This window comes from Cereibacter sphaeroides 2.4.1, assembly GCF_000012905.2.
GTDB classification, from domain to species: domain Bacteria; phylum Pseudomonadota; class Alphaproteobacteria; order Rhodobacterales; family Rhodobacteraceae; genus Cereibacter_A; species Cereibacter_A sphaeroides.
The window spans coordinates 616,348-641,051 of the sequence record NC_007493.2 but is presented as its reverse complement, the minus strand read 5'-3'; the positions used below and the strand labels follow the sequence as shown (position 1 = coordinate 641,051).

Below are 24,704 nucleotides of genomic sequence, written 5' to 3'. Positions count from 1 at the left end.
CTTTCAAGGCCGCTGAAGTCCAATCTCGAAGGAGGGACGATAGGAGGCGTCGACTTCCTTTTTGAAGTCGAACTCGTATGGGATGCAGACGCCCATGGAGTCAGCCTGCTGACCAAGAAAGAACGCTACGGCATTCGGGGCAGCAATAAATATATGCGTACGACCGCCTGGCCGAGAAAGATCCGACACCACTTGACCTGCCTGACCCGCAATGGCAAGAGCATGCTCTCCGCCCGACACAGACCCCTGCGCAGCGCCCCCGGGCGGCGTGACGTGTATTACGGTTCCCACCTCCGGCAATTCTCTCTGGAGATACTCTCGCACTTTGTAAAGTGCGTTGCGGGCAAGGCTTATAACGAGGCCGATGTCTTGCCCGTCTCCAACTCTAAGCGTCTCTATGTCGGGAAGCGGACCACCTCGCCCGTCAGCGGTATCCCAGATCCGGTTCGGGTTGCCGTAACCCATCTGGACTAGCTCGACGGATGCTCCAGATTTCAGACCTAGACAGGAGCCGGACAGGAATGCCAACGAAGACGGTGCATCGAGGAAAAGCCGGAAATCGACGGTCTCACGTAGCTTGGCGTCCAAGAAGCTTCTAACTTCATCTCTGATCTGATCCCAGCTATGCCCCTCCTTCAATTTCCGGTCGTTGAAGTGATCAGCCAGGACCAAGGTATTCTCCGGCGCGGCAAGTAGGAGATCGGCAGGCGTTGCACGGGGCGCGTATGTCTGGATTGCAACCCCGCGTTTGGAGGGCGCGCGCTTCTGAAGATACCAGCCCTCTCGCTCACAAAGGGACCGAAACTTGGCGCGGTCCAGACTTCGGATTTGCTTGACGACGAGCTCCCTTGCGAACCCATCATAGGGGAAAATCGTATCGGTCTCGTGGCCGTTCAGGCCAACCGTCCGGAAACGCATGGCCACTTCGGTTCGCAAAGACTCTAGGCTTCGGGCACGGGTCTCTATGTGGAAGCCGGTCAGAATGTCGAAAAGCTCTTCGTCCGTCACCTTGAGATGTTTGCACCAAGCTTTCCGGACCTTTCCCATCGTGCTTCTAGCGGTTTTACCCTCTTTAAGGATCTTCAGGCGGATTGAATGGTCCACATTGGAGACAAGTTCCCGCAGCGGGTCGCCCTGCGTCAAGTCATGGGTGGTGACAAAATGGAAGGCTGAGTTCGGGGGGGCAGTCAGCTTCGCATTGCGCAACCTTTCGAGCAACGATACGGCAGTTCCCGAAATGAACCTTGGATCCATTAGCTGCTCGTAGCCGAAGTGCCCCGAGTGATCAGTGTGCCACTTGATCTGATAGTGATCCTGATGAACTGGTTCCGGGCTCCTCCGATCGGGCCGGCCGGGATCGTACCGGACAACGACATCGTCAAATGATTTGGGACCGTGTGCTTCGAATGTGACTTCAGCTACATGAGTGGAATGCTCGTCCAGGAGGGAAGCGGCATGTATCCAGAAATGGCGTGACTGATAGTCGTCTCCGTGCCACCGCGCACTCGGATCTGCCATCGTTCTTCTCCCGACATGCTACTCCAACGCACCTGAAGTTCAGTAATTTCGAAGCCTAGTCAATAGGTAGCGGCACACCCGTCGATTTGTCGGGTTCTCGTTCTGCACAGCGCGAAAGACTGCTTCCCCACAGCTGCTACAGTTGCCACGCTGCATTGACGACTGACGGCTTTCCGCCCTCAGCGAAGACGCTGGGCGTCATGCTCCGCTTCGCATGAGTGGCGGTAAAGGGCTGCCTGCGGTCTTTCGCCGCGCCACGCTCGGATGGCGGCGATGCGCAGGGAAGCGGCCGTAGCGCACAGGAAGGAACGCTTGGCACGACCTGTTCAGCCCCGCCCATTGCGGCCCACAGCCGACGGTCGGAACTCCCGGTGTCTGCCGCCGAAGCGGTCACTCGGGCAAGCCGCAGCGATAGGCGCTCACAGCCCATAGCTACCGTTCATGGCAGGAACGGCGTGGTGCCGCCCCCAATCCCACTATGAAAATCTTTTCGCAACAGCGGGGTGCATATAAATCTCCCAATCCCATTTCGGCTGAAGATTTGCGCGATGGTAGGCGTTGAATATCGTCCCGCCAGCCATCTCACTACGCATCTGCAGGACGCCCAATATATATAGCAAGCCCAAAACCAGTCCCACATCCAAATTATTATCAAACTCCGACTTTACGCCCATCAGGAAATCCACAAGATCTTCTTTCTTGAAGGGGGTATGGTTATAATTTCTGTGCGCATTCTCTCCTAAGAACTCTTCCAGCCTGAGCAGAGCGGACTCGTTTAGGAAGGATGAGAGTGCTGTCCTAAGTTCCCGCCATGCCTCGATACTATATTCCTTGATGACGCTATCAAAATCAGCCTTGTCGAGATTAGTTTTTTTTGGATAACGGCGTTTTGCAACGTTGAAGAAGCGAATCAAATCTCGAGGCTTAGACCAGGTATGTTCAAGAAGCGACGTTGCTCTTCCATTCCCTACATAATTATCGAAGAATTGCCTTGAGGTGACTCGGCTATCTTCGAGTTTAACTCTCGCCAAAACAAAACCCCAAAGCCTAGATTTTTCATCATATTTCTCACTCGACCAATCTATAGGCTCGCCAAATGAATGAATTTGATTTTGTATTTCCGCCTGTGCAATAACGGGGTGCTCAAGAAATTCCGACCGAACGGCCACTTGGACAAAGCAGGTTACGCCGTTTCGAATGAATGTCTCGTTAAGGTTCAAAGCCGCAGCGATGCAATCGCGAACCAACATCGCATCTTGTCTATAAGATTCGTTATCCTTAAATGAGAAGTGGATTTCATCAACGAAAATTACAGCCTTGAAGCTCTCCTTCTTAGCCTGAGCGACGAGAGATTTCAGCAGCGTATCGTTTTGACCCTTTAAGAGCTTGCCAAAGTCAATCGACCTCAATCCTTCTTGTTCGTCTTTCTTTACCGATGAAGCTAAATCAAATGCTGTTCGGATTGCGTAAGATGATACGTCCGAAAGCGTTGAATTCTTGAACCACTCCATGACCTTGCCCAAGAAGGGAGCCGCCGCATCCAACTCTCCAGCAACTCTCTCACCCTTCTCCGCAATCATTAAGTAGAGAAACTTAAGGAGCAGCATTCTTTTCATAATGTGAAGATAATGTCGTATTTTTAAGACATCCTGCTCGGATACGGGGCTTAGAATTCCGCTTTCAAACAAATCCGATTCTTCTGAGACATTGTCCTTGAAAATTATATAGTCCGTTCGATATCCCGCCTTAACTGAATGCGCCTCAAGATGTCTGAGAACTGCCGACTTCCCAGTTCCCTTCTGGCCATAGATCAAAAATTTCTCATGTTGCTTAAAGCGATCAAGGTTCTGCATTGGCGGAGGCACGAAGGCCCGCTCAAACATTGGAATGCCTCTTCTAAGCAGCGCCATGAGGTGCTCCGCATTCGCATCTATTTCTCCAAAATCAATATCTTTGAATGTCGGAATCGTCATGGAGAACCCCTTTTCAGCTTCTTCGAGAGGCGCTTTATTGGCTTGACGTGATCGACCACGTGGCTAGTACCCAGCAATGCGCTTCACTTGAAGACGTAAGTAAACAGATTTCAGTAGTATGTCGACTGTTCGTTCGCCCCACATAGCAGGTGCATGAATTGGTGGATGCGCAACAGCAGGCAGCCGTATTGCTTTAGTGTATTTGGCTTGGGCCACCTCCGGCCGCTTCCTGCGCTCGGCTGCCGATCAGGCTGCAGGCGCTCGGGTCCGCTTCCTGCGCACTGCGTTGCGCCACGGGCGAGTCGCGAATGGCCGCTTTCGCCGATTGCCGCGGACGCGATGCCGCAGCCTCACGGGCGGTTCACCGCCCTGTACGGTGGGGCCACCGGCCTGCAGCGCTCCGCACGACCGACGGCAATGGGCTGGTTCCAGACGTTCGCTGCCGGCGGCCCGGATGGGCCGCTTCGGCCTGAACTTCGGTCTGCATCGCGACGTGACGGAGGGCGCTTCATCGACCTGTCCTGCGTCCCAGATGGGTCCACTGAACGGCATAATTCATCGCCATCATCTTCGCACAGCACGTTTACACGTAGATGTCTAAGTGATTGATCTGCAAGGAGCGCGCTGAGGCGGTGTTTACTGAGCAAGCCTCTGGCTGCGCTTGCTTTCCGCACACCTTCTGGGCCCGCCAAGTGCCACGCAAGTGGCTGCCAGAGAGGCATAAAGATTTACGTTTCGGGGATTTTTCTGCGCTCCCTGCATCAAGACAAAATCGCGTGATGTCTGCTCTAAGCGCCACGCCATTGACTAAGATCTGGGTTCTGTGATCCGCTCGCTCGGCTGGCACAAACGGCCGTCGGCGTGTAATTCCTTAGGCTTCGGATCCGGTCTGGCCCTCAGGATCAGCTTGTTCGGCTCAAGGCTGGAAGCGCGGAATGAACGTCGGCCATATCGGCGTCGTCGGGGATCGCATGGGTCAGCCCCAGTGCAGCATCATCGAGCGATCGACCCGCGCCAGCATCAGCAGCGCCGGCAAGGAGCGCAAGAGGTCTGCCGGAGGCTTGGCTTCCTCGGGACAGAGGATCAGCACCAGAAGGAGCGCGTCGAAGGCTTGGGGGAGACGCTCGTGGAAGCTGCGGCGCTTGGCCGGAGCGATCAAGTCGCCGTCGGCCACCGGCGACAGCAGCAGGAGGGACTCACCCTCGATCTTCTGGTCCGCCCGGGAGTGGATCCAGTAGCCCGGCGGCAGCAGCCCGAGCCGCAGCAGGTCCGAGGGCGGCCTGACCTCGTCGGGACGCAGGTCTCCGATCACGGTCACCGCGCCCGGCGCGAGACATTGCCGAAAGGTCTCGCGGGTGCCGAAAGTGGCGGCGAGCCGCAGCGCGTGGAGGCATTGCGGCGCCGAGAGCCGGCGTGACAAACCCCGGGCAACGCCGCGGCCGGGTTCATCCCCAAGATCGTTGCCGGGAAGATCCGCCTCCGGCGACGGCAGGCCGGCACCCCGCAGCGCCGGATCCTCGTCCGGCACGGTGAGGACGACATCGCGGTTGTAGAGGCTCGACCCCGAACTGACCGTCAGGGTGTAGCTCAGGCGCTGGATGAGGGCGCGAAGGGCGACCAGGTCCGGAACGGCAGCGGGCTCGTGCTGATCGACAAGCGGCTGAAGAGCGGCAGCTTTGTTTAGGTGAAGACCGGTCCCGAAGGGATCGATCCGTCCCGTAGACGGATCGAAGGGATGAACGCGCGGAGCGCTCGGGTGCAGGACGGGGCGATGCGGCTGTCCCCGACGGCGGCCGGATCGAGACGGCCTCGAACCCGTCGAGAACCGCATCCGGCCGCCGACCCTCGGGCGAAGGAACGCGCTCCTCGCCGGCCACGACGAGCGCAGCCAGTCCCAAGCGCGCTTCGCCTCAGTCATCGGAACCTGCCGGCTGAACGGCGTCGCGCCCTACGCCTGCTCCCGCGGGGCATCGCACCACCGCAAGCCATCGCGATTGATGAAAATCATCCCGCTCAACGCCCGCCGGTCATCAACGCGCGGCTTGCCATGGCTTTTCGGAAAGAACGGCGTCAGCCGCTCCATCCGCTCGTCCGTCAGCCGGCAAGGGTCGCTCCTCACCACCCCGTCCGTTCGGGGGATCTGCATCACGCAAGCGGGAAAGTCTCAAGCAGATCGATGGGTCTTGACCCTAGAGCTTGCTGATCGAATTTCCCCCGTCCGCGATCAGTGCGGTCCCGGTCACGAATGACGCCTGATCGGAGAGCAGGAAAAGCGCCGCCTGCGCGATCTCGGATGGATCCGCCATGCGTTTCAGCGCGTGGAAACCCCGCACGACCTCATGAAAGCCGGCGTCCTCTCCGGCCATCGGCGTCATGGTCCCGCCCGGGAGGAGCGCGTTGACGCGGATCTTCTCGGGTCCATGTTCCGCGGCCAGAACCTGAGTCATGCCGATCAGGCCCGCCTTCGCTGCGGCATAGGCGCCCATGCCGGGGAGCCCGATCGTGTGTCCCACGAAGGAGGAGGTGAAAACAATCGAGCCACCGCCGCGTTTGCGCATGGCAGGTATCTGATGCTTTGCCGCGTAAAATCCGCTGCTGAGATTCACCGCGATCACCTTGTGCCAGTTGCTTTCGGGCATGTCGGGGATGGGACACATCTCCCCGGTCACCCCGGCATTGTTGAAGGCACCGTCAAGTCCGCCGAAGCGGTCTTCGGCTCTTTGAACCAGCTCTGCCGCGAAACCGCTGTCCTCGACGTCTCCGACGACGAAATCCGCTTCGCCACCTCCGGCCAGGATCTCGTTCGTGATCTCCTCCAGCAGCGCGGCACGACGCGCGCCGAGGATCAGGCGCGCCCCCTCCGCCGCAAAAAGCCTCGCCGCTGCGGCCCCGATGCCGCTGCTTGCGCCAGAAATGATGATCGTCTTTCCGTTCAGAAGCATGCCGATTTTCCTTCGATGAACTGTCGAAGGAGTCCTAATCAGACCCTGCCGTGAGACCGACCCGTTTCATGCGCAAACATCCTCCATGCCGGATGCAGAGCCGCCGTTCGTCCCGGAGGCAGCGCCTGCAACGCCGGTCTCGGAGCGGGCCTTGCATTTCGCTCTCCAGCATCACGGAAGCGATGCTCCCGCCGTGTGGGACTTTATGGACCGGGCAGACCCTCTGCCCGGTCACCTCTCAGACCTTCAGGTGCAGGGACGCGTTCGGGAACGGAAAACCGAAGTCGTCGACATCGCGCCGGGACAGCTCGCGAAAGCCGAGCGAGCTGTAGAAGCGCACCGCCTGCTCGTTGGCGGTATAGACCTCAAGGGACAGTTCCCCGTGCCGGGCGAGGGCATGGGAAACGAGCTTGCGCCCGACACCCATGCCCTGCCGGTCAGGGGCGACGAAGAGCCCGCCGATGAAACTGCCCAGCAGGCTGATGAAGCCGACGGCTTCCCGCTCATGGCAGGCAACCCAGGTCTCGGCCGTCGGGAGATAGTCCTCCTCGATCAGCTGGCGCTGCTCCACCAGTCTCGCCTCGCCGATGAAGGGATGCGCCGCCATCGAGGCATCGAACCAGATATCGGACAGGCGCTTGAGATCCGTTGCCGCATCATACGGCCGGATCAGGATGTTCAGGGTTCCCATGAGAACTCCCACGAAGATATGCAAAAAGGATCGGCACTCAGTTGCCGGGCGATACCGCCGGATGCGGTTCAATCGAGTCCTCTGTGCATCAACCTCCTTCTGTGGTGCCGCTCTTATAGCGTTGCAGAGGATCTGCTTCAACAGCGGCCATGACGCTCGGATCGGACATTGTTTCGAGTCCCTGAAGCGCTCACCCGCATCCCGGAAGACAGGGAAGGCGCTCCGCGACGGATGGCCGTCCGGCGGAAGGAACGGCAGGGGAAGATGGCCCCGATCTGGCGCTTCCGACGATCCGACGGAGGGCGGCCACCCTCCGCGCTCCCGAGGCCATGCGGCCCGGCCCGGCCGACCGCATCGAGACCCGCGCCGGCTTCCGGGCCCCCGCGGGCGGCGTGGCCCCACCGCCCCGGCCGCGCCTGCGCGGCAGCAGCGAGGGCGGGCGCGAGGTGCCGCCCGTCACGCGACATCTTACGGGCCGCAGCGCCAGAGCCCCTCGGCGGCCATCTCGGGACCCTCTTCGGGCCGGACGGTCAGGGTCGCCGGATAGGCGGGAGATTCGCCGCCTTCGGTCGCCTCGCCGGTCACCGCCACCTCCGCCGTAGCGGCGTGGTCTGTGAACACGGCGCCCCGGGTGATGGCATCGAACCCGCCGTCGACGCTCAGCTTCACCGGCTGGCCCGAGAGCTTGACGGCCGCCTCCGCCGGCTGGTCCGAGGCCACGTTGCCCGCGGCGAAAAGGAGCGTCCGCGCCTCGGCCTCGAAGCTGCAGAAGAGCTCGCCCGTCAGGGCCGCCTTGTCCGTATCTTCGGCGGTCAGAGGCTCTGGCCCCCGATCCGAGACCCGGATCGCCAGCTCACCGCCGATCTCGACCGCACGGCTCTGCTTGTTCAGGACGCAGATCATGCTCGCGGGAGCATCGTTCGCCGTGCGCCCGCTGACGATCGCCAGCCCGTAGCTCTCACTGCCGAACGGATCGACGACCGCCAACGCATCGGACAGCGTGTCGCCGGCCGCGGCAAGACAGGCGCTCTCGACCTCGGCGGCAAACTCGGCCCAGGCATCGTCGCTCGACGCGAAGGCGGGACCCGCAAGAAGGAGGGTGGCAGCGAGAGGCTTCAGCATTCCGGTGTTCCTTGTGTAGCGACCCTTGCTCAACGACGGATTGCGGCGGGCGGTTTCCGATGGCCGGATGGACCACGCGGGCAGATGCCGCAGCTCAGTTCAACCTCCCCCTGGTCAGCTTGTCAGGATTCCGCGTGAAGTTGATGCGGGCGATCCCACCGGCCTCCAGCTCGAGAGCCGTGGCCTGAAGCTCGCGGCCCATGCGGCAGATGACCCCCGGAAGGCCGTCGATCATCGCGACCTGCAGACAGTCCATCTCCTCTCCCCTCTTCCGCGACAGACCGAGGAGCATCCGTGCGACCTGCAAGAGGCGGCAACAGGGGGCGCTGCGTCTCGAACTTCTCCTCTGCCGCACTGGGCGGGCGGAAGATGCCCGGATGACTTACCCGGTTCGAGGGCGCTAGGATTGTCCGACCCGGATCACAGGCCCGCCATGGATTTCATGAATCTCCTCCGCTCGGCGGAGTTGTTGCTCTACGAGGTGGTGAGCTGGCTGGTCTTCTTCCCGCTGACGCTGTGGCGATGCCTGCGGCACCCGATGGCGATGATCGCCTACGCCGAACAGGAGCTGACCCGGCCGCCGGAGGAGCAGTTCTCCGAGGCGCTCAGCCCGCCGATCTTCCTGTTCCTGACGCTGATGATCGCTCACATGGTGCAGCGCGGCGTCTTGCACAATGACGCGGCCTTCGAGGGCGTGCTGTCCGATCAGCGCAACCTCCTGATCCTGCGGGCGGTGGCCTTCAGTCTGTTCCCGCTGCTCCTCGGCATCCAGCATGTGCGGCTCTCCGGTCAGGTCCTCAGCCGCAAGACGCTGCGCCCGATGTTCTACGCCCAATGCTACGTGACGGTGCCCTTCGTGCTGATGCTGGACCTCGCGATGATGCTAGGCACTCTCGAGCCCGTCTGGACCGGGCCGACGGCGCTGGCGATCTTCCTGCTCGGGCTCGGCTGGTACGCAGTGGCGCTGACGCGCGGTTTCATGATCCACCGCAACACGCGCCTTCGTCAGGCCATGGGCCAGACCGCGCTGGCCCTCGTCATCGGTGCACTCTGCTTCTTCGGCGTCTTCGCGCTGTCTCTGCTGAGCGGCCCGGTGACGATCGGATCGTGACCCCGCTCAGGGCGGGGCGAGTCGCAGTTGGCCCAGCCACCAGACCGGGGCAGCGACAAGGCAGGTCAGCAGCCCCGCGCCGATCAGGCCGGCCCGCGTCCGGCCCGGGGGCCATCCGTCGCGGCGCGTCAGGCGCCGGGCGGCGTGGATCAAAAGGCCGAGCAGCGCTCCGACAAGGACCACCCCGGCAAAGAGCAGCGGCGAGGCCGCCCAGAGCAGCAGCGCACCGATCACGAACAGAATCAGGAGCAGCGCCCAGCCCAGGGTCGTGAGGCGAACAACAGCATCATGCGACAGGGCCATGATCTACCCTCCGGCTCAGGGGTCGGAGCCGATGGGCGCATGGCCCGCAGCGAAGGCGAAGATGAAACCGATCCAGTCGTTCAGCACATGCGCCCCCGCCGAAACCCAGAGATTGCGCGTGGCGACATAGGCCAGGGTCAGGAAGACCCTTGCCGATCCGATTCCGAGCAGCGCCTGCCCCCAGTTCCAGTCATAGGTCGGCAGATGCGCCGCGCCGAAGACCAGCGCCGAGACCAGAAGCCCGATAAGGACCCCAGCCGGACGCGAGAGGCGCATCCGGGTGACACAGAACCAGAGCACGGCCAGAAACGGCAGAATGCCGAGCAGCTCCTCGCCGATGAGTTGCGGGACGGTCGGGAGAAGCCGGGCTACCAGCGCGATGCCGGTCATGCCGTCGAAACTCTCGGCCACCGGATTGCCGCTGAAGGTGAGAAATTGGGAGAGGATCAGCCCCGCAAGGATCGATCCCCCCAGGGTGAGCAGCCCGAAGAGCAGCATCAGGCCGATCTCACGGAGGCCCACCGGACGGAACAGCGCCGTCCAGTGCGGCCCGGCGACATGGCGCAGCGCCAGAAGCGGGATCGCGAGGAAGAGCAGCGCCGGGACGATGTCTTGCGGGAAATGGCGCAGCGGCAGCAGCGTGAGGACTGCCAGAGCCACTGCCAGAGAGCCCATCAGCAGCAGCCAGTCCCGGCCCTCGAACGGGATCGGCCGACCATTGTAGAAGGGGAAATCCGGTTTCGCCGTCATGATGGAACTGCCCTTGCCCGGTCGCTGCGGTGCGCGCAGGACGCAGCGCCGAAGCCCTCGACCGTCCGGCCTTCAGCCGTAGGCGAAAAGCTCCTTCACCTCGTGGCTGTTGTTCGTGCGGCAGATCGTCATGTTCTGGCCGTTATGGGTCAGGAACATCTGGATACCGGACCCGTCCCGAAGCGGGGCGGCGCTGACGACCTCGATGAAGGTCGGCGTGGTCATCGAGCGATAGGCCATCGCCTGCTTGCAGGCCTTCACATCCTCGGGAAAGTCGGAGGGGCTCGTTCCTCCCGCCTCGGCGCAGGCAGACAATGTCAGCGCGCCGGCCAGCAATGCGGCATGTTTCATGGCTTGTCCTTTCCTGAGGGTCATTCGACGTAGAGCGTCAGGGAGTAGTTGGCGGTTTCACCCCGCCTTGCGGCATTGCGCATCAGATAGACGTCGATCACATAGGTGCCGCTGGACGGGATGGTGACCGACGTGCCGTTGCCATCGATGGAGCTGTTGTAGAGCGCCTCGCTGGCGCCCGGAGCCGTAATGTTGAAGTAGAGGCTCGCATTGCCGGAATCGAGCTGCACGCTCATCTTCTGGCCTGCCTTGACGCCGAGACTGTACTGCACCGCGTTGTAGCCCTTGATCCTGCCGTTGATCGTCGAGCCCGAGGTTCCCGGGGCGAAGTGCACGGCCTCGCGCCGGATGTCGTCTGCCATCGCCGGCACGCCGCCGATCGTCAGCAGCAGGGCGGCCAGCCGGGTCAGCTTGCGACAGGTCATGGAACGGTCCTTTCAGCGATTGGGGCGACAGCGACGTGACCGGCTACTCACGGGACGGCGGCATCACGCATCCGGGGCGCCGTGCAGAAGCCTGCCGGCAGCGGGTCGGAGACACTCTCGGTGCCGCAGGCTGAAGAGGCGCAGGACTGACAGCATGGTCCCTCCGACGTGGACGACCCAAGGTTGATGGCATATTTGCGACTCCGCTATCCGGAATGCGAAGGCGACACACGCTTGGGTGGAATGGAGGGCGCAATCGGCGCGGGCCGAAGCCCTGAGATCGCCATCCGGCACGACAGGCGGTTGCCGCCTCGAGCGCATCGAGGCAGGGGCCCTGCACGCGGGCCTGGACTTCAAAGTTCGGGGCTCCATCCCCCGGGGGTGCACGCATGGCCGTTTCCCCGTGCCAGAGTTAGCCTCAGGCACCGTGGCGGGAGGGGCAACGAACAGGATGCGGCGCCTCGGCCCGAGGGACTGCCTTCGACTGGCCGGGCTTCCCACCTTGCGGCACCGCATGGCCATGGCTTACAGAAGGCGGTCAACGACAAGCGGAGACCCGATGACCGATCCGTTTGCGTTTCTGGATCTCAGCCTTCCCATGGCGCAGCGTGTCGCGGCCCTGGACTGGGCCGTGACACCGCTGGGCGCGATCGAGGACTGGCCGCCTGCCCTCAAGGTCAGCGTGGCGATGACGCTGAACTCGGGCTTCGCGCAATGTCTGTGCTGGGGGCCGGACCATATCGCCATCTACAACGACGCCTTCGTGCCGATCCTCGGCAACAAGGGCGATTGCCTCGGCCTGCCCTTCTCGGTGATCTGGCACGAGGCATGGCCGTCCATCGGACCCATCGCGGCGAAGGCCATGGCGGGCGAGTCCACCTTCATCAAGGATTTCCCCCTGTCGGTCCTGCGCGACGATCGCGGGATGGAGAAGGCCTTCTTCACCTTTTCCTACAGTCCCGTCGCGGACGAGGCGGGCGTGATCCGCGGCTTCATCGACACGGTGGTGGAGACGACCGACCGCGTCCGGTTCGAGCGCCGCGCCGCCATCAGCAACCGCGAGCTCGTTCACCGGATGAAGAATTCCTACGCCCTCGTCTCTGCCGTCGTGCGGCAGAGCGCGCGCCGGGCGGCCACGGTGGAGGACCTGACCGAGAAGCTGCTCCACCGCCTGGAAGACATGGGACAGGCGCAGAATATCCTGTCCCTGCACGGCAGCTCCAGAGCGACGGTCACCGAGGTTCTGGCCCACGTCCACCGGCGGCTCGACGACAAGGGCTGCAGGTTCCTCGCCTCCGGCCCGGAGGTGTCCCTGACCGACAAGCAGACCTTCGCCCTGACGCTCGCCATGTTCGAGCTGGCGACCAATGCGGTGAAATACGGCGCGCTGTCCACGAACGAGGGGCGGGTCGTGGTCGACTGGTCCGACCAGCGGGATGCAGGAACCCGCAGGCTGCGCCTATCCTGGACCGAGCGCGGCGGCCCGCCCGTGACACCTCCCAGCCATCACGGCTTCGGCAGCCTCCTCGTCAAACAGGTTCTCGCGGCCGAGTTCGACGGCACGGTCGAGGTGAGCTACGAGCCCGCGGGCCTGCACTTCGAACTGATCGCGCCCCTCAACGGCGCCTGACCGGCCCGGCGGCCCCCCCCTGACGCACCGCAGCCCTCGCCGGCCTCGGCTCAGGCAGCCCGCCTCGCTCCGGCCCGGCCCTCACACCGTCGGCACCGTGCCTCCGTCGATCACATGTTCCGTCCCGGTGATGCTCGCCGCCCGGTCAGAGACGAGGAAGGCGATCAGGCTCGCAACCTCGGCAGGCGTCGAGGGGCGGCCGAGGGGGATGCCGCCGAGCGAGGCCATGATCCGGCGCTTGCCGTCCTCGAGATCGGTGCCCGCCTCTGCGGCCAGACGCTCGGCCAGCCGGAGCGAGGCCTCGGTCGCGATCCAGCCCGGCGTCACGCGCACCACGCGCACGCCCTTCGGCGCCACCTCCTTCGACAGGCTCTTGCTGTAGGCCGACAGCGCGGCCTTGGCCGCGGCATAACCCGTCGTCGCCTCGGGCAGAGGCAGGAGGCGCTGGATCGAGGTGACATGGACGACGACGCCCGACCCGCGCGCCACCATGCCGGGCAGCAGCGCGCGGTCGAGGCGGACGGCGGGCATCAGGTTCAGGTTCAGCTCCGCCTGCCACTCCGCCTCGCCCAGCGCGGCGAAGCCCCCGCCAGGTGCCGAAGATCCGCCGAGCATATGGACCAGAATGTCCACCCCGCCCAGTCGGTCGCGCACCGCCGCGGCCAGCGCCCCGCAGCCCGCAGGGGTCGTCAGGTCGGCGGCCACGAACATTTCCTCGGGCAGGTCGCCGGGGCGGTGGCGCGCCGAGGTCAGGACCTCGGCCCCGAGCTCGCGGAAGAGCGCGAGCGTGGCCGCGCCCGCGCCCTGCGTGCCGCCGGTGATGAGGGCGCGCTTGCCCTGCAGCGTCAGGAACCCGGTCATCCGCCGATCCTCAGATCCGTGATGCGGTCGCCCGAGAGACCGAAGGTGAAGGTCAGCATCGCCGGGCTGCCCGGGAAGTGGCCGCTGACGCGCGCGCGGACCACGGTCTTGCCGCGGGCCTCCGTCACCTCCAGCGGTTCGGCGCGGTGGCGGTATTTCGCCTTGGCGGCCTTCCACCAGGCTTCGATCTCGGCGGGGCCGCGATGGCTTTTCCCCTCGTCATGGACGATGGCCTCCGGCGCGAAGGCTGCGGCGAACCGCGGGCCCTCCTGCGGCGCCTCTGCGGTGAAATAAGTCTCGATCGGGGCGGGTAGGGTCATGGGCGGCTCCTGTTGCTGTGACTTCACCATAATCCTCGACGAAGCGCCCGATAATCGGGATAGATCGGCATCTGGTGATGACAGGATCGGGACAATGATGGACAGCGGGTTGAAGGCGCTCGAGGCGGTTCTGGCCATCGCGCGAAAGGGCTCGTTCCGGGCGGCGGCGCTGGATCTGGGCGTCTCGACCACCGCGCTGTCGCATACGGTCGCGCGGCTGGAGGCCGGCCTCGGCGTCCGGCTCTTCCACCGCACCACCCGCAGCGTGGCCTTGACCGAGGCCGGGCGCGAGTTCGTGGCCCGCATCGCCCCGGCGCTGACCGAGATCCGCGCCGCGCTGGAGACGGTCCGGTCGCAGCGTGCCACGCCCTCGGGAATGCTGCGGATCAACGCCTCGGTGCAGGCCGGACGGGCGGTGGCCCCGCTCGTGCTGGCCTTCCTGCGCCGCTACCCCGAGATGCGGGTCGATCTGGTGACCGAGGGGCGGCTGTTGGACATCGTGGCGGAGGGGTTCGATATGGGCATCCGTCCCGCCGATCTGGTGCCGCGCGACATGATCGCGCTGCCGCTGGGCCTCCCCGTGCGCCATGCGGTGGTGGCCTCTCCCGACTGGCTGGTCCGCCATCCGGAGCCGCGCTCGCCCGCCGATCTGGATCCCGATGCGTGCCTCCGCGTGCGCCTGCCGAACGGCGCGCTGCTGCGCTGGCCCTTCCAGAAGGACGGGGTGCCGCTGCCCTTCGAGGCGAGCGGCCGCCTGACGGTGGACGAAGCCGCCATCGCCCGCGCCGCCGTGCTGGACGGCGCCGGGATCGGATATTTCATAGAAGCGGATGTGGCCGAGGACATCGCCGCCGGTCGCATGATCCGCCTCCTGGAGGACTGGACGCCGAACCGCCCCGGCTTCAGCCTCTATTACTCCGGCCGCCGCAACCCCTCGGCCGGCTTCACCGCCTTTCTCGCCATGGCCCGCGAGAGGGAGGCGGCCTGACGCGGGACGCGGCCACCGATGCGGGCCTATCGGAGACAGGCGTCCGGGATCGGGAGGGACCCGGTCTGTCCCGCGGCCGGACGCCGGGTCCACCGATCTTCACGAGGCACACATCGGACAGGCAGGGCTTTCCGACCGCGAAAGCAAAGGCGGCTGCGTCAAGCCCCTGAAGAGACTGAAGAAACTGAGGGCAATGAGGGCAATGAGGGCACTGAAGCCTGCCGCCCGGTTGACAGCTGTCAAATCCTGCGGCGGCGGGCAAGCGTCTCGCTCGGCAGCTCGCCGAAGGTGCGCGCATAGGCCATGGCGAACCGCCCGAGATGACCGAAGCCGCTGTCGAGCGCGATGGTCGTCACCCGATCGGCCCCCGAAGCCGCCAGCAGCCGCTGCCGCGCGCGGTCCAGCCGGATCCGGCTGTAGACCTCGCGCGGCGAGAGGCCGTCATGCACCTCGCGGAAGGCCAGCTGCAGGCTGCGCAGGCCGATATCCAGACGTCGTGCGAGATCGAGCATGGCGAGCGGCTCTTCGCTGTGGGCATGCATGATCTCTTCGGCCGCCCGCACGCGGTGGAAGGCCGACAGGACGCGGCATCGGGCCGGAGCAGGCCGGCCGTCCATCAGGGCCAGCAGCTGCGCATCCACGAAGTCGGTGATCGCCAGAGCGACGCCGGGCGGAAGGGCGGTCTTCGGCCGCAGGAAGAGGTCGCAGGCCAGCCGGGCCATGCCCTCCAGCGCCGAAGCCTCGAGCCGGGCGCGCAGGGCCACGGCATCCGGGCCGAGCAGACCCCGCAGCGGTAGCTCGGCCGCCTCGGCCAGCGCCCGGACCCGCGCGGCGGGCACCTGCAGCGTGATCGCGGCGAAGAGCCCGTCGCGGCCGGCGGTGGCGTCGGTCACCCGCTCGCCCGGCCGGAAGGCCATGGGGCAGCCCGGCGTCACGCCATGCTCGGCAGACCCGATCCGCACCCGCAGGCGCCCCGCCCTCGGCAGAAGGAGGGTCAACCGATCCGGCTCGCGAAGCTCGATCACATGCCCGGACGACCGGACACTGCCGAAGACGATGTCGCTGCCCTCGATGGTCCGCACGCAGGTCTCGACGAACCCGTTTTCGCCGAGGATGGCCAGCCTGCGCCGTTCGGCGAACATGATCGACGGCAGGGGCTGCGCCGCATCGCCGCCCGTGAAACGCTGCGTCCGGAAACTGGCGTTTCCGTCTGGCATGTCCCGCTCCACCCGCCTGTGGCCCACCCGCTTCCCATATCATGAAACGGGCGGATTCGCGCCGTCCACAGGCAGGCGCGGCCGAGGAGAGCAGGATCGGCCCGAGGCACGCAGCCGCCGAACCGGAGCACCGGTCTCTCGCGCGCGCGGGGCGGCCGCCCGCCGCTCGACCTATTCGCAACGAGCAGGATCGGGCCTGCGACCGGTCCGGCGGTGGTCCTTGCATGAAGAAGGCCGGGCGGGATCCGGGCCTCCGGTCGATCGGGGAGTTCCTGACGAGGGGACGGCCCTGCGGGACGTCACTGGAAGACCCCCGGATCTGCCGCGGCCGGGACGAGGCCGCGCGCCGGATCGGATGAGGTGGCTTCGACCGAGCGATCCGGAAATGAAAGATCAGAAATGAAAAACGGGCGGCCGAGCCGCCCGTTCCTGCCTTGAAGTCGACCTGCCGATCAGGCGAGAGCGAGGTTCGTCGCCGATTCGCGGCCGTTGCGGTCGGTTTCGAGGTCGAAGGTCACGGCCTGGCCGTCATTGAGCTGACGGATGCCGGCGCGCTCGAGGGCGCTGATGTGGACGAACACGTCCTTCGAGCCACCCGCCGGAGCGATGAAGCCGAAACCTTTGGTGGCGTTGAACCATTTCACGGTGCCGTTGGCCATCGTGGTATTTCCTTATCTTGATGCCATCCGCTGAATGCGATGGCCCGGCCCAGTCTCGTCAGAGTCGCAACTGAAGCCGCAAGGAAACAGAAGGTCGAAAGAGATGCTTTGCTCCGCCTGTATGACAGAAACCGGGCGACAAAACAACCTCGGTCGAGACACCGGCCGCGATTCCCGGACGGCCGAGGGCGGGTCGTCGCTCATCGTGCCCGCTCAACCCCCCGGGGGCGGCCTTTCCTGCCGCTGGCTCCCTCCCCCCGGCCCTGCCCGCTCCGGCACATGAAGACGCCGACGGCCTGAGAGGGGTCACGCGCGACCTGCGGTGCCCGACGCTCGGGTGCCCTGCATCGCCTTGTCGGGACAGCCGAAAGCCGCGCGGCCTGACGAGGCGCCGGCGGCGGGCAACGGCGCGGCTCATCGCGCCACTGTCCTCGCGGACGAGGCCTCCGGTGCCGTCGCGGGCTGGCCGCGCTGCCGCTCCGGCCCGGAGACCGGGAGCCCTTTCATGCACGGGCTTCCGGGGCGCGCGGGCTCGGCCGCGCATGGGCGAGGGCGTGCGCCGGACGGATGTCTCGGACGTGGGCCGGTCTGCCAGCCGCTCCGGCATCGTCCGCGCTCGGGCGCCCTGCTGCGCACCGGCCATTGTCGCGCGGGGCCTCGGCATGCGGAGGGGCCTGACAGTCCGCGCCCTTTCCGCGGCCGGTCAGCTCGCGCGTCCCGGGCAGGCGGGGCAGCCGGTGCGGCCCGAGGACCAGGGCGCGTCGCACCAGCTGAAGGTGCAGCGGCCGCAGGGGTCCTGCGACCGCGAGACGGCGCCCTCGGCGCGGGGAGGGTCGGGGCGCACCGCCATCGGCAGGAGGCGGGCGGACGGGGTGACGGCGGACAGGGACATGGCAATCTCCCATGAGAGGACAGAGGCGGATCGGTGCACCCTTGTCGCACCTTCCCCTGAGCCGCGGCTGACGCGGCCTGTCAGGCGGCTGTCACGCGCCTGCCGGCCCCAGCGTCTCCGGATGCTGACAGGAAGCTGACCGACCGCGTCAGCCGCTCGTCACCTTGGCCCGGAAGAAGAAGTCCGTTGCCATCGGAGTCCGTCATGAGTCGCCCGCCCCTCGTTCCCGTCTGGGATCTTCCGATCCGCCTCTTTCACTGGTCGCTGGCCGCCAGCATTGGCCTGTCGGCCGCCACCGGCTTTCTCGGCGGCGCGGAGGCGATCCGCTGGCACATCGGCGGCGGCCTCGCCGCGCTGGCGCTCGTGATCGCGCGGATCGTCTGGGGCTTCACCGGCCCCACCCACGCGCGGTTCCGCGACTTCCTCCCCTCGCCGGCCGCCGTGCTGGGCCACCTCCGTTCGGCAGCCCCGCGCCACCTCGGGCACAACCCGCTGGGCGCGCTGATGGTGCTGGCCCTGATCGGGTCGATCCTGCTGATCGGCCTCTCCGGGCTCATCCTGCTGGGCGGCCTGTTCAAGACCGGCCCGCTGGCCTTCTGGTCGTTCGAGGCCGGACGCGCGTGGCACATGCTCCACGAGGTCGCCGCCTGGGCGGTGTTCGGGCTCGTCGCGCTGCATCTCGGCGGGGTCGCCTTCGAGAGCCGCCGCAGCCGCGAGAACCTCGCCCGCGCCATGCTGACCGGCAGCAAGGAGGCCCGCCCGGGCGACCACCCGGCGGAGGAGATCCCCGCGCGCGGTCCGCTGGCCCTCGTCCTTCTGCTGCTGGTGGGCTCCGGCCTCTGGGCCGCCAGCAGCGCGCTTTCCGCGCGGGCGCCGCAGGGGATGCCCGTGGCCTTCGACGCCACGACGCGGGACGAATGCTCCGCCTGCCACATGGCCTATCATCCGAGCCTGCTACCCGCCGCCTCGTGGCGGATGCTGATGGCGGGCCTCGCCGACCATTTCGGAGAGGATGCGCGCCTCGATCCGGCCACCGCCGCCGAGATCGAGGCATGGCTCACCGGACATGCCGCGGAGACGGCCGACACCCTGCCCGCCCATGCCTTCGCCGAGACCGCGCCCGGCGCGCCCTTCACCCTCACCGAGACGCCGGGCTGGAAGCGCCTGCACGGAGGACTGCCCGACAGGCTCTTCCGCCAGCCTTCGGTCCGCAGCCCCGCGACCTGCACGGCCTGCCATGCCGACGCCGAGAGCGGCCTCTTCTCGCCCTTTTCGATCCACCTACCCAAGGAGTGACCCGTGACCCGTTTCCTCATCCTCTCGGCCGTTCTGGCCGGTCCCGCACTGGCCGGAGACACCAGCCCCGCGCAGCTCATCGCAGGCTACGAGGCCGCCGCCGGCGCGCCCGCCGATGCCGAACGGGGCCGCGCGCTCTTCCTGTCGACCCAGACCGGCGGCAAGCCCGACACGCCCTCCTGCACCACCTGCCACGGTGCGGACGTGACGCGGGCGGGCCAGACCCGCACCGGCAAGGAGATCGCGCCGCTCGCGCCCTCGGCCACGCCCGACCGCTTCACCGACAGCGCCAGGGTCGAGAAATGGCTCGGCCGCAACTGCAACAGCGTGATCGGCCGCGACTGCACGCCGGGCGAGAAGGCCGATCTTCTGGCCTGGCTCGCGGCCCAATGAGCGGAGGACAGACGATGACCCTCCGGATCCTTGCGCTCGCGCTGTGCCTTCTGCCGGCCGGCTGGACTGCCACCTATGCCGATGACGACGGCGAACACGGCGGCCGGCGCGCCGCCCTCGTGGTGACCGATCCGCTCACCCGGACCGAATGTTCGGCCTGCCACATGGCCTATCCGGCGGCGCTGCTGCCCGCCCGGTCCTGGACCGCCCTGATGGCAGACCTTCCCAACCATTTCGGCGAGGATGCCTCGCTCGACGAGGCGAGCCGCGGCCAGATCGAATCCTACCTCGTCGCGAATGCCGCGGACAGTTCGGGCGCGGGCCGCGCGCTGCGCGGACTGGTCCAGACCGACACGCCGCTCCGGATCTCGGAGCTGCCCTGGTTCAAGCGCAAGCATGCCGACGAAGTGTCGCCGCGCATGCTGGAGAAGGCCCGGAGCATGTCGAACTGCGCCGCCTGTCATACCGGCGCCGAGCGCGGCCTGTTCGACGACGACTGACCGGCGTCTTCGACCCGGGCTCCCGGAGGCGCCCGTCGCGCCGCCGGGGGCCACAGCGGTCGCAAGGGCGACCGAAGGCACCATCGGGCAACCCGCCGTGACCCGGGGCGCACGGCAGAGCAGGCGCCCCGCCTGCCCCCCTGCCCCGGATCCTCTGAAGAGGGTCGCGAACCGGAAGCCTTCGACCGCGTTTGCCCCCGACACAAGCAACGGGAGAGGCGCATGGAGGCCATGAGAGCGGATCTTGCCATCGGGACGGCGCGCGGGGCGGCGATCTTCCCGGCCATGGGATGCGGTGACGCGGGCACGGGCGGGCGGGCGGCGCGACGCCGTCCCGTCCTCCGGTCCGGGGGCCTGCGCTGATGCGCGCGCGGACCGTCCTCCTCGGCCTTGGCCTGCTCGGGCTCGGGGCAGTGGCGCTCGGCGCGCAGAGCCGCGGGCGGCCGGGCTGGCTGCGCCGGCTTCCGAGCCCTGCGCCGCATATCCTCACCTTCGAGCTCGGCGGTCATGTCGGCCGCCCCGAGATCCGGCGCATGGCGGAGACCGTCCTCGCGGCTTTCGACCGGTTCGAGAGCGTCGACATGCTGGTGGTGCTGCCGGAGTTCACCGGCCTCACCCCCGCCGCGGCCCTCGATCTCGAGGGGCTGAAGGCGGGTTTCCGCTCCCTCGGCAAGGTCCGCCGCTATGCCGTCGTCGAGCCCCCGAAGATCGCGGCCCTGATGATCGAGACGAGCGACTGGTTCATGCCGGTTCAGGCGCGCACCTTTCCCCTGACGCAGAGGGACGCCGCCGAGGCGTGGGTGGCGCGTCGCTGAGCGTGCCCCGCCGGGCGGGGCGAGAGATCCGGATGCACCTGCCCGGCCTCGGGCCTGCGGCGGCTGCCAAGGGTGCTCGCGGGACCGTGATCTCTGAAGATCGCGGTGCAAGGCTCGAATCGGTTTGAAGAAAACCGGCTTTCGGGCATAGTTCGCGAAGACCAACGCGGCGGGATCAACCTGCCGGAGCAGTAAACGAGGCAGACGATGAAGAAACCGGCCCTCGCGGCGGCGGCTTTTGCCGCGCTCGTCCTTCCCACCATCGCCAGCGCCGGAGGTCCGATCGAACGGGCCTGCCTGCGCTCCGACCGGCAGGCCGCCAATGTGGCGACCTGCAACTGCATCCAGCAGGTTGCGGACATGACGCTGCCCTCGGGCGACCAGCGGCGCGCGGCGAAGTTCTTCGCCAATCCCGACGAGGCGCAGGACGTGCGCTTCTCGAGCCGCAGCTCGGACACGGCTTTCTGGAAGCGCTACAAATCCTTCGGGGAAGCGGCTCAGGCCTATTGCGGCGGCTGACGGCCGAGGGCGCGCGTTGTCGCGCGCCCTGCCCGCACGTCAGTTGCCGTGCGTCATGCCCTTCATGTGGTCGCCCATCGGCGCCTCGCGGCTCGTATCCACCGGCGCCGCGACCTCGAGCACCTTGCCGCTCTCGAAGGTGAGCGTCAGCGCGATCTCGTCGCCCTCCTTCAGCGGCTTCGTGAGGCCCATCAGCATCACATGATCGCCGCCGCGGGCGAGAGCATGGCTGCCGTGCGCGGGCACCGGAAACCCTTCCTTCACCTCGACCATCTGCATGACGCCGTCCTGCCCGGCGAGGTGGGTGTGGAGTTCGACCCGGGCGGCCGCGTCGGTTGCGGCCGAGACGAGGCGGTCGTCGCTCGCGCCGTGGTTCTCGATCACCATGAAGATGGCGCCGGATTGGGCGGCGGGGCTCGCGACGCGGGCATAGGCGTCGGTCACGGCAAGTTCGCTGTCGGCGAAGGCCGGCAGGGCAAAGGTCACGGCGGCGGCCGCGAGGATGGCTTGGAACGGGGTCATCTGTCTCTCCTGACTGTGTGATTTGGCGATCAGGCGGACGAGACAGGCGGATCCCGGGCGCAGGGGACGGGAGAGGCGGCCGCAGTGGCGCGGATCGGAGGCGGCACGGCCAGAGCCTCGCCCCGCCCGAGCGACAGGGCGGGCAGTGCCGGGGCCTGCGGAAGCGCCAGAAGGGTCAGCCCTCCGAGGCAATCCGGGCAGGGGTGGAGCGGGCCCACCGGCCGGCCTTGCGCATCGAGCGCGACCGCGGTCACGCCGTAGCCGGTGCAGATCACCACCTGCTGCGCTCCCGCCGCGCGACCGCGCGCCTCGGCCACCGTCAGCGAGGCCGCGGCGAGACAGAGGGAGAGGAGGCAGGCCAGAAGGGAGCGCATCATGGCCCCGATCATAGGCCGCCCGGCGCCGGCCACAAGCGGCCCTCGGCGCGAAGATGGCGCCGGCGCACCCCGGGGCCGCGATCCGCGTGGGGCTTCCGGCCGGGTCCCGGGCCGCAGCGGGGAATGTCCGAAACGAAAAAGGCCCCGCGCGACGCGGGGCCCCCACTCATGCGGCGAAGGCGCCGGATCAGGCCGCGGTGGCCTGAGCCTTCTCGATCTCTTTCTTGATCGCGCGGGCCTTGACCGACAGCTCGTCGTCCTTGGCTTTCGCGAGGAACGCGTCGAGGCCGCCGCGGTGGTCGACCGTCCGCAGCGCCGCGGCCGAGATGCGCAGCTTGAAGGACTGGCCGAGCACGTCCGAGATCAGCGTGACATCGTTCAGGTTCGGCAGGAAGCGCCGACGGCTCTTGTTGTTGGCGTGGCTGACCGTGTTGCCGGTCATCGGAGCCTTACCGCTAAGTTCGCAGACGCGCGACATGGTCGAGATCCTCGTGGTTGTGCATGAAGGGCACCGCCAAAGGCAGCGCGCCGAATTCCATCGAGGCCGTTTAGGGGCAAAGCGGGGCGGCGTCAAGCGATTCAGGGGCGGGAGGGAGAGCCCGCGGGCCGGGAGGCGGGGGCCGGCCGCGCGGGGGCTTCGCGCCCCCGCACCCCCGCGGGATATTTGGGCCAGACTGAAGGGCCGGGGGCCTCAGAGCGTGGTCAGAAGCTCGGCCGCGGCGGCCTCGGGGGTGATCTCGCCGCGGGTCACGGCGGCGCCGAGGCGCGCCATCCGCTCGCGCGCAGGGCCGGGGCGGCTCAGAACGGCGAGGAGGCCCTCGCGCACCTCCTCCTCGAACCAGTGGCGCGCCTGCTCGGCGCGGCGGCGGGCGAAATGGCCCGTTTCGCGGCGCCAGGCCACGAGCGCCTGCATCTCGGTCCAGGCGTCGGCCAGCCCCTGTTCCTCGAGTGCGGAGACCGGCATCGCCTTGGGGAAGTCCTCGGGATCCTGCGGCCTCCGGCGCAGGAGCCGCAGCGCGCCGGCGTAGTCCGCCACCGTCCGCAGCGCCGCGGGCTTCAGATCGCCGTCGGCCTTGTTCACGAGGATGAGGTCGGCCATCTCCATGATGCCGCGCTTGACGCCCTGCAGCTCGTCGCCGCCCGCGGGCGCGAGCAGGAGCAGGAAGAGATCGCAGAGCTGGGCCACCACGGTCTCGGACTGGCCCACCCCCACCGTCTCGATCAGGATGACGTCGAAGCCCGCGGCCTCGCAGAGCGCCACCGCCTCGCGCGTGCGCCGCGCGACGCCGCCCAGATGGGTCTGGGAGGGCGAGGGCCGGATGAAGGCCTGCGGATCGCGCGAGAGCCGCTCCATCCGGGTCTTGTCGCCGAGGATCGAGCCGCCCGAGCGCGCCGAGGAGGGATCGACCGCGAGCACGGCGACCTTCAGCCCCTGCCCCGTCAGCCGGAGGCCGAAGCTCTCGATGAAGGTGGATTTGCCGACGCCGGGCGTGCCCGAGAGGCCGATGCGCAGCGCCTCGCGCCCGTTCCGGGCCAGATCGGCCAGAAGCGCGAGCGCCGCCTCGCGGTGATCGGCGCGGCGGCTCTCGACCAGCGTGATGGCGCGCGCCAGCGCACGGCGGTCGCCGCTGGCGAGACGGGAGGCGAGATCGGTCAGGTCCATCGGGCGCTCCGGCATGAGGGTCTGGCGCATCGCGGGCGCGGTGACGCGATTGTCAGGCCTGCCCGGGGATGCGGGGCTGTTGTGCCCTCTCTTCCCGCGATATGCCAGAGGCTCGGATGCGGCAAAGGAGGGTTCGATGCGGATCGGGTTCGGGATCGCGGCGCTGATGCTGCTTCTGGCGGGGCCGGCGGCGGCCCAGTCCGACGAGGCGGTGTTCGACCTCGTGCTGCGCGGGGTGCGGGCGGGCACGCTCTCCTTCGCGGGCAGCGAGCAGGACGGGCGCTATGCGGTGAACGGGCGGCTGCAGAGCGGCGGTCTCGTGAGCCTCCTGCGCACGGTCCGCTACGATGCCCGCGCGAGCGGCCGGATCGTGCGCGGCACGCCGCAGGCCAGCGCCTACAGCGAGAAGGCCGACACCGGGCGGCGTCAGTCCGAGGTGCAGCTCGCCTGGCGGAACGGCCGGCCGGTGGTCGAACGCTACGAGCCTGCGCGCAAGCCCCGCTCCTACGATGTGGATCCGGCCGCCCAGCGCGGCACGGTCGATCCGCTGACCGCGCTCTATGCCGCGCTGCGCGACGTGGATCCCGGGCAGGAATGCCGGACCTCGCTCGAGATCTTCGACGGGCGGCGGCGGACGCAGGTCGTGCTCGGCGCGCCGCAGGCGGCCGAGGGCGGCGTCGCCTGCGCCGGAGAGTTCCGGCGGATCGCGGGCTATTCCGAGGAGGACATGGCCGAGAAGTCGCGCTTCCCCTTCACGCTGCGCTACGAGCCCACCGCCGAGGGGCGCATGCGCGTCGTGCAGGTCGCCACCGACACGATCTACGGCAAGGCCACCCTGCGGCGGCGCTGACCGCCCGCTCTGGCGC

Annotated in this window: 29 protein-coding genes and 1 pseudogene; 9 read left to right on the top strand and 21 right to left on the bottom strand. The window is 66.9% G+C overall.

What is annotated here, in order from left to right:
* Nucleotides 1–3 precede the first annotated feature (3 nt).
* From RSP_RS03205 to RSP_RS03170, 8 genes and pseudogenes are all read right to left on the bottom strand, one after another.
* Complete coding sequence (locus RSP_RS03205; protein WP_011337186.1) at nt 4–1,518, bottom strand: SAVED domain-containing protein; 1,515 nt, start codon at nt 1,516–1,518, stop codon at nt 4–6.
* Nucleotides 1,519–1,994: 476 nt separating this feature from the next.
* A complete protein-coding gene (locus tag RSP_RS03200) occupies nt 1,995–3,491 on the bottom strand; it encodes a P-loop ATPase, Sll1717 family (protein WP_160384101.1) in 1,497 nt (498 codons plus the stop codon).
* A gap of 976 nt (nt 3,492–4,467) precedes the next feature.
* Complete coding sequence (locus RSP_RS22750; RefSeq protein WP_371863453.1) at nt 4,468–5,409, bottom strand: hypothetical protein; 942 nt, start codon at nt 5,407–5,409, stop codon at nt 4,468–4,470.
* 39 nt (nt 5,410–5,448) lie between these two features.
* A pseudogene (locus RSP_RS03190) lies at nt 5,449–5,637 on the bottom strand (transposase); the annotation flags it as partial.
* Nucleotides 5,638–5,680: 43 nt separating this feature from the next.
* Entirely contained in the window at nt 5,681–6,433 is a 753-nt protein-coding gene (locus tag RSP_RS03185; RefSeq protein WP_011337180.1) for an SDR family oxidoreductase, read from the bottom strand.
* 238 nt (nt 6,434–6,671) lie between these two features.
* Nucleotides 6,672–7,124, bottom strand: coding sequence for a GNAT family N-acetyltransferase (locus RSP_RS03180; RefSeq protein ID WP_011337179.1), 453 nt, complete (start codon nt 7,122–7,124; stop codon nt 6,672–6,674).
* Between the two features lie 468 nt (nt 7,125–7,592).
* Nucleotides 7,593–8,246: a hypothetical protein gene (locus RSP_RS03175; RefSeq protein ID WP_017140100.1), complete on the bottom strand. Its 654-nt coding sequence runs from the start codon at nt 8,244–8,246 to the stop codon at nt 7,593–7,595.
* A 94-nt stretch (nt 8,247–8,340) separates the two neighbouring features.
* A complete protein-coding gene (locus tag RSP_RS03170; protein WP_227590627.1) occupies nt 8,341–8,502 on the bottom strand; it encodes an RNA polymerase subunit sigma in 162 nt (53 codons plus the stop codon).
* Between the two features lie 177 nt (nt 8,503–8,679).
* Between RSP_RS03170 and RSP_RS03165 the strand changes: the two genes are divergently transcribed.
* Nucleotides 8,680–9,357 carry a hypothetical protein gene (locus RSP_RS03165; protein WP_023003546.1) on the top strand — a complete coding sequence of 226 codons (678 nt, stop codon included), beginning with the start codon at nt 8,680–8,682 and terminating at the stop codon, nt 9,355–9,357.
* Nucleotides 9,358–9,363: 6 nt separating this feature from the next.
* Here the strand turns inward: RSP_RS03165 and RSP_RS03160 are convergent, their stop codons facing one another.
* The 4 genes from RSP_RS03160 to RSP_RS03145 all read right to left on the bottom strand — a co-directional run bounded on the left by RSP_RS03160 (nt 9,364) and on the right by RSP_RS03145 (nt 11,186).
* Nucleotides 9,364–9,660 carry a hypothetical protein gene (locus RSP_RS03160; RefSeq protein WP_011337175.1) on the bottom strand — a complete coding sequence of 99 codons (297 nt, stop codon included), beginning with the start codon at nt 9,658–9,660 and terminating at the stop codon, nt 9,364–9,366.
* 15 nt (nt 9,661–9,675) lie between these two features.
* Nucleotides 9,676–10,410: a CPBP family intramembrane glutamic endopeptidase gene (locus RSP_RS03155; RefSeq protein ID WP_011337174.1), complete on the bottom strand. Its 735-nt coding sequence runs from the start codon at nt 10,408–10,410 to the stop codon at nt 9,676–9,678.
* A gap of 72 nt (nt 10,411–10,482) precedes the next feature.
* Nucleotides 10,483–10,761 (bottom strand): hypothetical protein, encoded by a 279-nt coding sequence (locus tag RSP_RS03150; RefSeq protein WP_011337173.1) that lies wholly within the window; start codon nt 10,759–10,761, stop codon nt 10,483–10,485.
* Nucleotides 10,762–10,781: 20 nt separating this feature from the next.
* The gene (locus tag RSP_RS03145) at nt 10,782–11,186 is read right to left on the bottom strand and encodes a DNA breaking-rejoining protein (protein ID WP_011337172.1); all 405 of its coding nucleotides are present in this window, start codon (nt 11,184–11,186) and stop codon (nt 10,782–10,784) included.
* A gap of 559 nt (nt 11,187–11,745) precedes the next feature.
* Between RSP_RS03145 and RSP_RS03140 the strand changes: the two genes are divergently transcribed.
* The gene (locus RSP_RS03140) at nt 11,746–12,816 is read left to right on the top strand and encodes a sensor histidine kinase (protein ID WP_017140099.1); all 1,071 of its coding nucleotides are present in this window, start codon (nt 11,746–11,748) and stop codon (nt 12,814–12,816) included.
* An 81-nt stretch (nt 12,817–12,897) separates the two neighbouring features.
* Here the strand turns inward: RSP_RS03140 and RSP_RS03135 are convergent, their stop codons facing one another.
* Entirely contained in the window at nt 12,898–13,677 is a 780-nt protein-coding gene (locus RSP_RS03135) for an SDR family oxidoreductase (protein ID WP_011337170.1), read from the bottom strand.
* Nucleotides 13,674–13,997 (bottom strand): nuclear transport factor 2 family protein, encoded by a 324-nt coding sequence (locus RSP_RS03130; protein WP_002719181.1) that lies wholly within the window; start codon nt 13,995–13,997, stop codon nt 13,674–13,676. Before RSP_RS03130 ends, RSP_RS03135 begins: the two co-directional genes overlap by 4 nt.
* A gap of 97 nt (nt 13,998–14,094) precedes the next feature.
* Between RSP_RS03130 and RSP_RS03125 the strand changes: the two genes are divergently transcribed.
* Entirely contained in the window at nt 14,095–14,985 is an 891-nt protein-coding gene (locus RSP_RS03125; RefSeq protein WP_011337169.1) for a LysR family transcriptional regulator, read from the top strand.
* 239 nt (nt 14,986–15,224) lie between these two features.
* Here the strand turns inward: RSP_RS03125 and RSP_RS03120 are convergent, their stop codons facing one another.
* From RSP_RS03120 to RSP_RS03110, 3 genes are all read right to left on the bottom strand, one after another.
* Complete coding sequence (locus RSP_RS03120; protein ID WP_011337168.1) at nt 15,225–16,202, bottom strand: AraC family transcriptional regulator; 978 nt, start codon at nt 16,200–16,202, stop codon at nt 15,225–15,227.
* Between the two features lie 452 nt (nt 16,203–16,654).
* Nucleotides 16,655–16,861 (bottom strand): cold-shock protein, encoded by a 207-nt coding sequence (locus RSP_RS03115; RefSeq protein WP_002719178.1) that lies wholly within the window; start codon nt 16,859–16,861, stop codon nt 16,655–16,657.
* Between the two features lie 703 nt (nt 16,862–17,564).
* Nucleotides 17,565–17,753, bottom strand: coding sequence for a hypothetical protein (locus tag RSP_RS03110; RefSeq protein ID WP_023003545.1), 189 nt, complete (start codon nt 17,751–17,753; stop codon nt 17,565–17,567).
* A 204-nt stretch (nt 17,754–17,957) separates the two neighbouring features.
* Here RSP_RS03110 and RSP_RS03105 point away from each other — a divergent pair, with 204 nt between their 5' ends.
* From RSP_RS03105 to RSP_RS03085, 5 genes are all read left to right on the top strand, one after another.
* Nucleotides 17,958–19,049, top strand: coding sequence for a cytochrome b/b6 domain-containing protein (locus RSP_RS03105; protein WP_011337165.1), 1,092 nt, complete (start codon nt 17,958–17,960; stop codon nt 19,047–19,049).
* A gap of 3 nt (nt 19,050–19,052) precedes the next feature.
* Entirely contained in the window at nt 19,053–19,442 is a 390-nt protein-coding gene (locus RSP_RS03100) for a DUF1924 domain-containing protein (protein WP_011337164.1), read from the top strand.
* Between the two features lie 14 nt (nt 19,443–19,456).
* Complete coding sequence (locus RSP_RS03095) at nt 19,457–19,942, top strand: diheme cytochrome c (RefSeq protein ID WP_011337163.1); 486 nt, start codon at nt 19,457–19,459, stop codon at nt 19,940–19,942.
* Between the two features lie 362 nt (nt 19,943–20,304).
* Nucleotides 20,305–20,757 (top strand): SpoIIAA family protein, encoded by a 453-nt coding sequence (locus RSP_RS03090; protein WP_011337162.1) that lies wholly within the window; start codon nt 20,305–20,307, stop codon nt 20,755–20,757.
* 207 nt (nt 20,758–20,964) lie between these two features.
* On the top strand, nt 20,965–21,276 hold the full coding sequence (locus tag RSP_RS03085) for a hypothetical protein (RefSeq protein ID WP_011337161.1): 312 nt from the start codon (nt 20,965–20,967) through the stop codon (nt 21,274–21,276).
* Nucleotides 21,277–21,315: 39 nt separating this feature from the next.
* Here RSP_RS03085 and RSP_RS03080 read toward each other — a convergent pair whose 3' ends face one another.
* From RSP_RS03080 to meaB, 4 genes are all read right to left on the bottom strand, one after another.
* On the bottom strand, nt 21,316–21,798 hold the full coding sequence (locus RSP_RS03080; protein ID WP_011337160.1) for a copper chaperone PCu(A)C: 483 nt from the start codon (nt 21,796–21,798) through the stop codon (nt 21,316–21,318).
* Nucleotides 21,799–21,827: 29 nt separating this feature from the next.
* Nucleotides 21,828–22,187 (bottom strand): hypothetical protein, encoded by a 360-nt coding sequence (locus RSP_RS03075; RefSeq protein WP_002719170.1) that lies wholly within the window; start codon nt 22,185–22,187, stop codon nt 21,828–21,830.
* 175 nt (nt 22,188–22,362) lie between these two features.
* Nucleotides 22,363–22,653, bottom strand: a complete 291-nt coding sequence (gene rpmB / locus RSP_RS03070) for a 50S ribosomal protein L28 (RefSeq protein WP_011337158.1) — start codon at nt 22,651–22,653, stop codon at nt 22,363–22,365.
* Nucleotides 22,654–22,866: 213 nt separating this feature from the next.
* Nucleotides 22,867–23,838, bottom strand: a complete 972-nt coding sequence (meaB, locus tag RSP_RS03065; RefSeq protein ID WP_011337157.1) for a methylmalonyl Co-A mutase-associated GTPase MeaB — start codon at nt 23,836–23,838, stop codon at nt 22,867–22,869.
* A gap of 136 nt (nt 23,839–23,974) precedes the next feature.
* Between meaB and RSP_RS03060 the strand changes: the two genes are divergently transcribed.
* On the top strand, nt 23,975–24,688 hold the full coding sequence (locus RSP_RS03060; RefSeq protein ID WP_002719167.1) for a DUF3108 domain-containing protein: 714 nt from the start codon (nt 23,975–23,977) through the stop codon (nt 24,686–24,688).
* Nucleotides 24,689–24,704: the final 16 nt, after the last annotated feature.